Below are 11,780 nucleotides of genomic sequence, written 5' to 3' on the forward strand. Positions count from 1 at the left end.
TGCCGGCGAAGGGGCTCGCCAGATGTGCGCCGCCCATGCCGACGCCTTCGCTGGCAAGCCAGCTCCTACACGGGGCTTGTGGTGTTTCCATGAATCAGCCCACACCACGATCCCCGTAGGAGCCGGCTTGCCGGCGAAGAGGCCCGCCAGACGTGCACCGCCCATGCCGACGCCTTCGCTGGCAAGCCAGCTCCTACACGGGGCTTGTGGTGTTTCCATGAATCAGCCCACACCACCATCCCCGTAGGAGCCGGCTTGCCGGCGAAGAGGCCCGCAAGGCATGCGTCGCCCGTGCCGGCGCCTTCGCTGGCAAGCCAGCTCCTACACGGGGCTTGTGGTGTTTCCATGAATCAGCCCACACCACGATCCCCGTAGGAGCCGGCTTGCCGGCGAAGAGGCCCGCAAGGCATGCGTCGCCCGTGCCGGCGCCTTCGCTGGCAAGCCAGCTCCTACACGGGGCATCGTGGGGTGCTTTGCCTGGCGTACACTGGCGAACTTTTCCCATGGGATGCCGAATATGCACAGGATGGTGCTCTGTCTGGCCCTGGCTCTGAGCCTGGGCGGTTGTATCGATTACAAATGGGGCCACGACTGGAAGGCCGACAGCCTCGGCGGTTGGCAGGATGCCAGCACCGGCAACTATGACCAGGGCACTTCGTTCAAGCTGGCCTGCGGGGCCGAGCCGCTCTATGTGAGTGTGCAGTCCAGCACTCCTCACCAACTGGTCTCGCTGTTTCTGGTTCCCTTGTTTTCCGCCTCGCTCAGTGATGACGACTCCGTGGAAATCCGTGCCAGTCACCCGGGCTTGGTGACTTGCACTTCATCGGCAGAGAACCCCCTGGTGTTGAAGATGGATAACCGGGTCATCAGCTCTATTGGCTATCCATCCCGTCAATTGGCGAACAGCTGTCGCATCCACCTGGACGCTCGTGAGCTGCAGGGCGAGCGCTTGTCGATTGAGGTCAATCAGGCCCTACTGCCCTGTGCGGCAGCCCCGGTCACCTTGAAGAAGCACAGCTACTTCTGTATGCGACAGTCGAAGTTCGGTGGATCGGTGCCCTGCGGCCGTTAACACCGGTCAACCGCACGAACCTAAGCTAATTCCTAAAAAGTATTTATTTTAGATTTGTTAGATCGATTAGCTTTTAGCGACTTTCCTGTCTCTCAGAAGGTTCGCCCCCATGCGCCTGCCCTTTGCTTTGCGTCGTAGCTTGTCGATCACCGCCCTGGCCGGCCTGGCGCTGGGCATGGCCCTCAATGCCCAGGCCGATACCGACCTGCGCATCGGCTACCAGAAATCCTCGACCCTGCTGGCCTTGCTCAAGGCCCAGGGCACCCTGGAAAAACAGCTGGCGGGGCAGGGCGTCAACATCACCTGGCACGAGTTCACCAGCGGCCTGCCGTTGGCGGAATCGCTGAACGTGGGCAATGTCGACATCAGCGCCGATGTCGCCGACACGGTGCCGGTCTTCGCCCAGGCCGCCGGGGCCCAGCTGACCTATTTCGCCAGCGAGACTCCCTCCCCGGCGGCCCAGTCCATCGTCATTCCCAAGGATTCGCCGCTCAAGTCCCTGGCCGACCTCAAGGGCAAGCGCATCGCCGTGACCAAGGCCGCCGGCAGCCACTACCTGCTGATCGCCGCCTTGCGCGAAGCGGGCTTGAGCTTCGCCGATATCCAGCCGGTGTACCTGACCCCGGCCGATGGCCGCGCGGCGCTGGAAACCGCCAAGGTCGATGCCTGGGTCACCTGGGAACCCTTTGTTGCCAGCGCCCAGCGCCAGCAGGGCGCGCGGGTGCTGCACGACGGCCAGGGGCTGGCCAGTTATCGCCGTTACTACCTGGCGTCCAATGACTACGCCAAGGCCCATCCCGAGGTGCTGCAGCAAGTGTTCGCCGAGCTGCAGAAGACCGGCACCTGGGTCAAGGCGCACCCGGCCGAGGCGGCAAAACTGCTGGGCCCGCTGTGGGGCAACCTGGATGTGCCGACGGTGGAACTGGCCAACAGCCGCCGCACCTACCAGGTAGAAGCGGTCAAGCCCGACGCCCTGGGCGAGCAGCAGAAAATCGCCGATGCCTTCTACCAGGAAAAGCTGTTGCCCAAGCCGGTGGATGCCCGGGCGGTGCAGTTGTGGAGCCCGAAATCGTTGTAATTGACCGTTAGATCGCTTTCGCCTGTAGGAGCCGGCTTGCCGGCGAACAGTTCCCCCCTTTTTTCTTGTTCACCGCCGGCTACGCCATCCCGCGCCCGGCGTCAGGAGTTCCCGTGTCTGCCGTTCACCCCCAAGAGGCCTTTGCCGTCCCTGCCTCGTCCAGCCCGCCTGCGGATAGCGCCGATGTGGTGCTGGAATTGCGCCACCTGACCAAGCACTACGCCCGCCGCCGTGGCCAGTCTGCTCCGCCAGCGGTTGAGCAGGTCAGCCTCAAGGTGCGCCGTGGCGAAGTGCTGTGCCTGATGGGCACCTCCGGCAGCGGCAAGTCCACCTTGCTGCGCCATATCAACCGGTTGATCGAGCCCAGCAGCGGCGAAGTGCTGATCGACGGTTCGGCCATCAGCCAGCTTTCGGCCCGGGAACTGCGCACCCTGCGTTCCCGGCGCATTGGCATGGTGTTCCAGCACTTCGGCCTGCTGCCCCATCGCAGCGTGCGCGACAACGTCGCCTTGCCCCTGGAACTGCGCGGCGAACCCCAGGCCCTGCGCCATGCCGCAGCCGATGTGCAACTGCAGGCCATGGGCCTGGAAGGCTGGGGCGATCACTGCCCCCATGAGCTGTCCGGCGGCATGCAGCAGCGGGTCGGCCTGGCCCGGGCCCTGGTCAGCGAGCCGGACATCCTGCTGATGGACGAACCTTTCAGCGCCCTGGACCCGACCATCCGCCGCGACCTGCAAAGCCATTTTCTGCAGGTGGTGCGCGAGCGCGGCATCACCACCTTGTTGGTGACCCACGACCCGGCGGAAGCCCTGCGCCTGGCGGATCGTATCGCCGTGCTGCGCCACGGCCAGCTGATTCAGGTCGGCACGCCCGAGGAATTGCTGAAGCAGCCGGCGGATGCCGAAGTGGCGGACTTCTTCCAGGAACACGGCGCCCGCAGCGCCACGCCGGTGGCGACGATTGCCCCGCGCAAGAGCGCGACGGCCCCGGCACCGGTCAGCCCCGGGCTGTCCTTTGCCCAGGCCCTGCTGCTGGGGCCCGCCGCTCTGGCCGCCAGCGGTCGTGGTGGCCTGTACTGGCTGGGCTTCGCCCTGGAGTTGGGGGCGGCCGCAGCCTTGGGGCAAGGGCTGGCCACGGCCAGCTTCGCCTGGGCCGCCCTGGCGCTCATCGGCTTGCTGCTCAGCCGCCTGTTGAGCCTGGCCCTGGCCCGCCGCCCCAGCCGCCTGGGGCGTTCGGACTGGCGTCTGCCGTGGCTGGTGTTGCTGCTGTCCCAGGCCCTGGTGCTGTGGCGGGTATTGGCCACCGATGCCTCGGGCCCCTGGCTGCAATTTCCCGCCGACCGGCAAGTGCTGCTGGGCACCGCCGCGGCCATCGATCAACTGATTGCCTGGTCCCAGGTGACGTTCGAAAGCACCTTCGTCGGCGTGATCGTCGCCGTGCGCACGGTGATCGAAAGCATCGAAAGCTTGCTGGGCTGGCTGCCCTGGCCGGTGCCGGCCCTGGCCCTGGTGCTGCTGGCCTGGCGCAGCGCCGGCGCGGCCCTGGCCCTGACCAGCGCCGCGGCCTTGCTCTACATCGGCCTGTTCGGTTTCTGGGAACGAACCATCGCCACCCTGGCCCTGGTGGGCTCCTCGGTGCTGATCTCGCTGTTGATTGGCGTGCCCGCCGGCATCCTCCTGGCCAAGCGCGCCCTGGCCCGGCGCCTCATCACTCCGCTCTTGGACGTGATGCAGACCTTGCCCACCTTCGTGTACCTGATCCCGGCGGTGGCGTTCTTCTCGGTGGGCAAGACCCCGGCGGTGATCGCCACGGTGATCTTTGCCCTGGCGCCGATGATCCGCCTCACTGCCCTGGGGATTCAGGAAGTGCCCAAGACCGCCGTCGAAGCGGCCCTGGCCCACGGCGCCACGCCGTGGCAGATCCTGACCAAGGTCGAACTGCCCCTGGCTGCGGGCTCCTTGCTGCTGGGGATCAACCAGACCCTGGTGATGAGCCTGTCGATGGTGGTGGTGGCGGCGCTGATCGGCGCCGGCGGCCTGGGTTACGACGTGATGACCGCACTGCGCAACATCAAGGGCGGCGAGGGCATGTTGGCCGGCGCCGCGATCGTGTTCTGCGCGCTGATTCCCGACCGCATCATTCAAGCGACCCTGCGCCAGCGGGATCGTACATTGCAGCAATCATGAGGTGTCCCTTGAACAAGTCGTTTACCCGTACCCTTGGCGCCGCCGCGCTGTTGTTGGGTTTGTCCCTGCCGGTGCTGGCCAAGGACAAGATCGTCATCGGCGAGCAGAACTGGACCGGCGCCATCGCCATCCAGAACATCCTTGGCGAAGTGATCAAGAGCCGCCTCGACGGCGAGGTTTCCTACCTCGCCGGTGACGTGCCGGTGCTGTTTGCCGCTGCCGCCAAGGGCGACGGCTCGGTGGACGTGCTCACCGACATCTGGCTGCCCAACCAGTCCGCCGCCTGGGCCAAATACGTCACCGGCGGCACTCGCTCGCTGGTGCCCAACAAACAGCCGTACCTGGGGGTTCAGGGCTTCTACATCCCCGGCTACCTGCAAGACAAATACGGCGTGAAGTCGGTCTACGACCTGCAAAAGCCCGAAGTGGCGAAACTCTTCGAACCCCTGGGCGGCGGCAAGGCGCAACTGCTGGTGGGCCCGGCGGGCTGGGAGTCGACCTACATCGGTGAGATCAAGGCCAAGGATTTCGGCTTTGCCGACAAATTCGAATCGGTGTCCACCGAAGCCTCGGTGACTTACGCCAAGCTGGCGGCGGCCTATAAAGCCCAGCGCGGCGTGGTCTTCTACGCCTACACCCCGGACTGGATCTTCTCCGCCTTCGACCTGCGCCGCCTGGATGAACCGGCGTTCGACGGCTACGCCCAGGACAACAAGAAGGGCGACCCGCTGTACAAGGCCGACGGCTGCTGGAAATTCATCAGCCCCACGGTGGATGCCGACTGGCTGAGCAAGAGCAAGATCACCTGCGCCTACCCGGATGCCCGGGTGTATGTCCTGGCGTCCAGCGCCCTGCAAAAACGCGCACCGCGAATTGCCGCGTTCCTGGAGAACTTCAGCATCGAACCTCAGGCCCTGAACGACCTGATTCTCAAAATCGAAAAGGAACAGCAACCGGCAGCGCAGGCGGCCAAGGAATGGGTGGCGGCGCATCCGCAGATCGTTGATGGCTGGCTGGGTGCCAGCGGTGAAAAAGTGGGAGCGATTCAATGAGTGAGATTGAACAGGCGACTTTCGGCGCCGGCTGCTTCTGGGGCGCGGAAGCCGCGTTCCGGGCGCTGCCGGGCGTTATCGACAGCCGCGTCGGCTACGCCGTGGAAGCCGGGGACGAGGCGGTGCAAATTGAAGTGGTGCAGGTGGATTTCGACCCGCAGGTGCTGGCGTATTCGACCCTGATCGAACACTTCTGGGGGCTGCATGATCCCACCTCGGTGGATCGCCAGGGTGAGCATGGTGGGGTGAAGTATCGCTCGGCGATCTTCCACACCAACGCTTTGCAGGCCGAAGAGGCGAGGGCGGCCAAGGTTGCCCTGCAGGACTCTGGCCGCCTCAACAAACCCGTGGCCACGGTGATCGTGCCCCTGGGGCGTTTCGACCTGGCGGATGAAGCGCACCAGCGCTACCTGGAGAAGAACGGCCTGAGCAGTTGCCACATCTGATCGTTTGCAGGTACGCCGGCTTTTGTAGGAACTGGCTTGTCGGCGAAGAGGTCTGCGAGCCTTGCGGCGCCTTCGAGGTCGCCTTCGCTGGCAAGCCAGCTCCTACCGCGGGTGGGGCGCGGGACATACAACAATCAGGCAGGCAACAAGGATTCCGCCTCAGGTTTCAAGCCCCACCTTTCCACCCCCCACCCAACGCCACCACCAACCCCACACTCGCCTGCAACTCCCGCGTCTGGAGCGCCTGCAACCCCCGCTGGGCCTGCAAGGCCGCGGTCTGCGCCGTCACCACATCCAGGTAACTCACTGCTCCGGCCTGATAGCTGTTCATGGCCAAGGTCTGGGTGTGCTGGGCAGCATTTACCGCCGCCTGCTGATCCAGCGCTTCCTGGCGCAAGTCCCGCAATTGCCCCAGGTTATCCTCCACCTCACGCACCGCCCGCAGCACCTGTCCACGGTAATGCGCGGCAGCCTCTTCGAACTCGGCGTGGGCCTGGCGCTCATTGGCGCTCAGCCGCCCGCCGTCAAAAATCGGCAGGTTCACCAACGGCCCCAGGGCCCAATAGCGATTGCCCGCCGCCAGCAGGTTGCCCACGCCCTGGGTCTGGCCGCCGAGCATTCCGGTCAGGCTGAAATCCGGGTACCAGGCGGCGCGGGCGATGCCGATGCCGGCATTGGCGGCGTAGACCCGGCGTTCGGCCGCGGCAATGTCCGGCCTTCGTTGCAGCAGGGTGCTGGGCAGTTGCCGGGGAATGCTCGGCAGGCTCAAGAGTTGCGCAGAGGGCGCGAGGTGGAACTGGCTGGCCGGCTCGCCCACCAGTTCGCCGATGGCGTGTTCGGTGAGGTTGCGCTGGGCGCGCACTTCGTCCAGTTCGGCTTCGGCGCTGGCCAGTTGGCTCTGGGCCCGGGTCAGGTCCAGTTCCGAGGCGATCTGCCCTTGATAACGGTCGCGGGTCAGTTGCAGGGCCTGGGCGTAATCCTCCAGGGAGTGGCTGAGGATGCGGCTCTGGGCGTCCAGGCCATTGAGTTGCACATACAGGCTCGCCAGCTGTTTTTGCAGGCTCAGGCGCGCGGCTGCCAGGTCGTCGCCAGAGGCCTGGGCCTGGGCGTCTCCGGCCGCGGCTTGATTGCGAAGCCGCCCCCACAGGTCGAGGTCGAAGCTCAGGGCAAAACCGGCGGTGTTGCTGTTGTAGATCGACGGTTGCGTGCTGCCACGCAGGGGGCGGCTGTCCGACTGGCGCTGGCGCAGCGGTTGGGCGCTGGCGCTGATCTGCGGGAACAGCCCGGCATGCAGTTGGCTGGCGTAGGCCTGGGCAGCGTCGTAGTGGGCCAGGGCCGCGGCGAGGTCCGGGTTGGCCTGGAGCAAGCGTTGTTGCAGGTCATCCAGCTGTGGGTCCTGGTACAGCAGCCACCACTTTTCGGCGAGCACCTGGGGCGTGGCGGCCGGGTGCCAGGGGCCGTCGGCGTCCTGTTCGCGATACTGCGCCGGCAGGTCGATGGCCGGCACTTGGTAATGAGGGGCCAGGGAGCAGCCGTGCAGGGCCAGCAACAGCAGGGCGGCGAGGGGCTTAAGCCTTGGGCGCATGTTCGCCTCCCGCGTCCGCCAGTTGCACCAGGTCGCCTTCGCGCAGGGCGTCCGGCGGGTTGTCGATGACTTGATCCGTGGCTTGCAGGCCCTGGTCGATCACCAGCCGCTCGCCCAGGTCCAGGCCGATATGGATGCTGCGCAGGTGCACGCGCTTGGCACTGTCGATCACCGCCACCTGGGTGCCCTGGGCGCGGAAGATCAGGGCGCTGGCGGGGATGCTCACGCCGTGGGTGTCGGCGGGAATCGCCAGGGTCGCCTCGGCATAGTCACCGGGCATCAGCGCGCCGTCCGGGTTGGCGGCGACGAACTGCGCCAGCAGGGTGCCGGAGCGCGGGTCGATGGCGGTGGAGTCGCCCAGCAGTTGTGCGCTGAAGTGCTGGCCAGGGTGCTCGGGCACGGTCAACTGCGCTTGCAGGCCGGGGCGGATCACGCTGGCGTAGTTCTGCGGAATCGGCACGTAGAGCCGCAGTTTGTGGGTGTCCGCCAGGTCGAACAGCTCCGGGTCGCTGTCGTTGTCGGCCTTGATCAACTGGCCGATATCGGTGTGGCGGGCGGTGATGGTGCCGGCAAACGGTGCACGAATGGTCTTGTAGTCCTCCAGCGCCGAGAGCCGCGCATAGTCGGCAGCGGCCGCCTCGGCATTGGCTTTGGCGGCGGCTGCGTTGGAGGTTTTTTCATCGGCTTCCTGGCGCGATACCGAGTGGCTGGCCAAGAGGTTCTGCCAGCGCTCGGCGGTGGTCCGGGCCAGCCGGGCATTGGCTTGCTGCTGGATCATTCGTGCCCGGGCCTGGGCCACTTGCTGGTCCAGGTCGGGGCTGTCGATATGGGCCAGTACCTGCCCGGCGGCCACCTGGGTGCCTATGTCCTGGGTCCAGTCCTTGAGGTAGCCGCTGACCCGGGCGTGGATCGGCGCCTTGCTCCAGGCCTCCAGGTGCGCCGGCAGGCGCAGGGTGTCGCCCAGCACGTTGTGCTGCGGCTGGAACACCAGCACTTGCGGCACGGCGGCGGTTTCGGTCCAGGCAACGACGGCCCGTTCATGCCGGGTGCGCGCGGCCAGGCCGCCGGCCACCAGCAGGGCAGCCAGGCTCAGGCCGCCGATGCCCAGCAGCATCAGGCGTTTGCGCGAAGGGGTGTGATCAGGCGACATGGGTGTTTTCTCCAGCAACAGCGGATTGGGGACGGCGGCCGTGGACCAGGCTGAAGACCACGGGGACAAAGATCAGGGTGGCCACGGTGGCGAGGATCAGCCCGCCGATCACCGCGCGGCCCAGAGGGGCGTTCTGTTCCTCGGACAGGGCCAGGGGCAGCATGCCGATGATCATCGCCAGGGCGGTCATGCACACCGGGCGAAAGCGCGTGTAGCCGGCTTCCAGGGCGGCCTTGAGGGCATCGCCATGTGCCGCCAGGCGCTCGCGGCAAAAACTCACCACCAGGATCGAGTTGGCGGTGGCCACCCCCATGCACAGGATGGCCCCGGTCAGCGCCGGCACCGACAGCGAGGTGCCACTCAAGAACAGCATCCAGACGATCCCGGCCAGGGCTGCCGGCAGCGCGGTGATGATCACGAACGGATCGACCCAGGACTGGAAGTTGACCACGATCAGCAGGTAGATCAGCACCACCGCCCCCAGCAGGCCCAGGCTCAGGCCGCTGAAGGCTTCATGCAGGGCGTCGATCTGCCCGTGCAGGCTGACCGTGGCGCCCTTGGGCCGCAGGGCCGCGGCGTCGTCCAGGACCTTTTGCATGTCGTGGGCCACGGCGCCCAGGTCGCGGCCCTGCACGTTGGCGTACAGGTCCAGCGTGGGCTGGATGTTGTAGTGGCTGACCACCGCCGGGCTCTCGACCCGGGAGATATCCGCCAGGCCGCCGAGGATCTGCGACTGGCCGTTGCTGCCGGTGACCGGCAGCGCCTCCAGGGCCGGCAGGCTGTCCAGGCGGTATTGCGGGGTGGCGGCAACGATGGAATAGGACACGCCGTTCTTCGGGTTGAGCCAGAAGGTCGGCGCCACCTGGGAGCTGCCGGCGAGCGACGCCACCATGCTGTTGGTCACGTCGCGCTCGGTGATGCCCAGGCCATTGGCCCGCAGGCGATCGACCTTGACCTGCAAGGACGGGTAGCCGGTGGACTGCTGGATCCGCAGGTCGGCGATGCCCGGCACATGTTGCAGGCGCCGTTGCAATTCCAGGGCGAAGGCGCGGTTGGCCGCGGCGTCGGGCCCGGAGATTTTCACGTCCAGGGGGGCCGGGGCGCCGAAGTTGAGGATCTGGCTGCTGATGTCTGCCGGCAGGAAGGCGAACTGGCTGCCGGGGAAGCTTTCCGGCAAGGCTTCACGCAGCTGTTTCACATAGTCGGCGCTGGGGGCGTGGCCGGGTTTGAGGGTGACCTGGATATCGCCGTCCTGGGGGCCGATGGTGCCGCTGTTGCTGTAGGCCATGTCGATGCCGCTTAAGGGGATGCCGATGTTGTCGATGATGCTGTCCAGTTGCTCGGCTGGAATCACTTCGCGAATCCGCGCTTCGATGCGGTCGAAGGCCGCCGCGCTTTCCTCGATCCGTGTGCCCAGGGGCAGGCGCACGTGCAGGGCCAGGGCCCCGGCGTCGGTGGCGGGGAAGAAGTCCTGGCCCAGGCTCGGCAGCAGGGTAAAGGAGGCCAGCACGCAGGCAAGAAAGCCGAGGATGAAGGTCTTGCGCCGGCCCAGGGCCAGGTGCAGCAGGCCGTGGTAGGTGTCGCGCACATTGGAGAAACGCGCCTCGAAGCCCTGCTGGAAGGCCAGTAGCCCGCGTACCAGGGCATTGCGCGGCTTGGCGTGCTGCTCGCCCTCGTGGTGGTTGATGAAGGCGTCTTCCGGGTGATGCCCAGGGCCGGCTTCCGGCGTATGGGGCTTGAGCAGGTACATGGCCAGGGTGGGCACCAGGGTCCGCGAGAGGATGAACGAGCTGGCCATGGCGAAGATCACCGCCAGGGCCATGGGCCGGAACAGGTAGCCGGCGATGCCTTGCAGCAGGAACATCGGCACGAAGACGATGCAGATGCACAGCAGCGAGACGAAGGCCGGGCCGACGATCTGCTTGGCGCCGTCGAGGATGGCCTGCTTGACCGCCTTGCCCTGTTCCAGGTGCCAGTTGATGTTCTCGATGGTCACCGTGGCGTCGTCCACCAGGATCCCCACCGCCAGGGCCAGGCCGCCCAGGGTCATCACATTCAGGGTCTGGCCGCTGAGCGCGAGCAGGGCAATGGCCGAGAGTACCGCCAGGGGAATCGAGGCGGCGATGATCAGTGTGGAGCGCCAGCTACCGAGGAACAGCAGGATCATCGCGCTGGTCAGCAGGGCGGCGATGATGCCTTCCTGGGCCACGCTGCCCACCGACTGCTTGACGAACACCGAGGCGTCCCCCAGCAGTGAGGTCTTCAGCGCTGGCGGCAGGGTTTCGTTGATGCGCGGCAGCATCTGGCGGATACCGTCGACGATCGACAGGGTGGAGATATTGCCGTTCTTCAGGGCCGGCATCAGCACCGCGCGGCGCCCGTCGACCCGCACGATATTGGTCTGCGGCGGCGAGCCGTCGCGCACGTGGGCCACCTGGCCGATGGTGATGAGCGCGCCGTCCACGGTCTTGATCGGCAAGTCGTTGAGCTCCTCGATGGCGGTCGGGCTGTTGTTCAGCAGTACCGTGTATTCATCGCCGCCCAGCTTGGCGGTGCCCACCGGGATGATCTGGTTCTGCGCCGCCAGGGCATTGCCCACGTCCTGGGCCGACAGGCCCTTGGCGGCCAGGGCTTGCGGGTCCAGGTCGAGGGTGATCTGGCGCTGCTTGCCGCCCATGGGGGTGGGCATGGCCAGGCCGGGCAGGGAGCTCAGGGGCAGGCGGATGTTGTTCTGCACCAGGTCGCGGATCTTCGCCTCCGACAGGGTCGGACTGGAGAAGGCCATTTGCAGGATCGGCACCGTCGAGGCGCTGTAGTTGAGAATCAGCGGCGGGGTGATGCCCGGCGGCATCTGCTTGAGCACGGTTTGTGACACCGCCGTCACCTGGGCGTTGGCGGTGCGGATATCGACCCCGAGCTGGAAGAAGATCTTGACGATGCCCATGCCCGGCAGCGACTGCGACTCGATGTGCTCGATGTCGTTGACCGTGGTGCTCAGGGAGCGCTCGTAGGTGTAGATCACCCGCCCGGCCATGGCATCCGGTGACAGGCCGTTGTACTGCCAGACCACCGCCACCACCGGGATGCCGATATCCGGGAACACGTCGGTGGGGGTACGCAGGGCCGCCAGGGGCCCGATGATGCAGATGAATATCGCCAGCACGATGAACGTGTAGGGCTTGAGCAGTGCGGTCTTGACCAGCCCGAGCAT

General features: G+C 66.3%; 8 protein-coding genes. 5 read left to right on the forward strand and 3 right to left on the reverse strand.

The window, feature by feature from the left end:
* Positions 1-517 precede the first annotated feature (517 nt).
* The 5 genes from KCG88_RS26815 to msrA all read left to right on the forward strand — a co-directional run bounded on the left by KCG88_RS26815 (position 518) and on the right by msrA (position 5,834).
* Positions 518-1,072, forward strand: a complete 555-nt coding sequence (locus KCG88_RS26815; RefSeq protein WP_042940563.1) for a hypothetical protein — start codon at positions 518-520, stop codon at positions 1,070-1,072.
* Positions 1,073-1,181: 109 nt separating this feature from the next.
* Positions 1,182-2,150: an aliphatic sulfonate ABC transporter substrate-binding protein gene (locus KCG88_RS26820; RefSeq protein WP_210713504.1), complete on the forward strand. Its 969-nt coding sequence runs from the start codon at positions 1,182-1,184 to the stop codon at positions 2,148-2,150.
* 113 nt (positions 2,151-2,263) lie between these two features.
* Positions 2,264-4,336 carry an ATP-binding cassette domain-containing protein gene (locus KCG88_RS26825; protein ID WP_210713505.1) on the forward strand — a complete coding sequence of 691 codons (2,073 nt, stop codon included), beginning with the start codon at positions 2,264-2,266 and terminating at the stop codon, positions 4,334-4,336.
* Positions 4,333-5,388: a glycine betaine ABC transporter substrate-binding protein gene (locus KCG88_RS26830; RefSeq protein WP_210713506.1), complete on the forward strand. Its 1,056-nt coding sequence runs from the start codon at positions 4,333-4,335 to the stop codon at positions 5,386-5,388. The genes KCG88_RS26825 and KCG88_RS26830 overlap by 4 nt, the downstream gene beginning before the upstream one ends.
* Complete coding sequence (gene msrA / locus KCG88_RS26835) at positions 5,385-5,834, forward strand: peptide-methionine (S)-S-oxide reductase MsrA (protein WP_210713507.1); 450 nt, start codon at positions 5,385-5,387, stop codon at positions 5,832-5,834. Before KCG88_RS26830 ends, msrA begins: the two co-directional genes overlap by 4 nt.
* A gap of 166 nt (positions 5,835-6,000) precedes the next feature.
* Here the strand turns inward: msrA and KCG88_RS26840 are convergent, their stop codons facing one another.
* From KCG88_RS26840 to KCG88_RS26850, 3 genes are read right to left on the reverse strand one after another with little or no spacing between them, the layout of a single operon-like run.
* Positions 6,001-7,419 (reverse strand): efflux transporter outer membrane subunit, encoded by a 1,419-nt coding sequence (locus tag KCG88_RS26840; RefSeq protein WP_210713508.1) that lies wholly within the window; start codon positions 7,417-7,419, stop codon positions 6,001-6,003.
* On the reverse strand, positions 7,403-8,569 hold the full coding sequence (locus tag KCG88_RS26845) for an efflux RND transporter periplasmic adaptor subunit (protein ID WP_210713509.1): 1,167 nt from the start codon (positions 8,567-8,569) through the stop codon (positions 7,403-7,405). Before KCG88_RS26845 ends, KCG88_RS26840 begins: the two co-directional genes overlap by 17 nt.
* Positions 8,559-11,780 (reverse strand): efflux RND transporter permease subunit, encoded by a 3,222-nt coding sequence (locus tag KCG88_RS26850; protein WP_210713510.1) that lies wholly within the window; start codon positions 11,778-11,780, stop codon positions 8,559-8,561. The genes KCG88_RS26845 and KCG88_RS26850 overlap by 11 nt, the downstream gene beginning before the upstream one ends.

The organism is Pseudomonas sp. MWU349 (genome assembly GCF_017947325.1).
GTDB lineage: Bacteria > Pseudomonadota > Gammaproteobacteria > Pseudomonadales > Pseudomonadaceae > Aquipseudomonas > Aquipseudomonas protegens.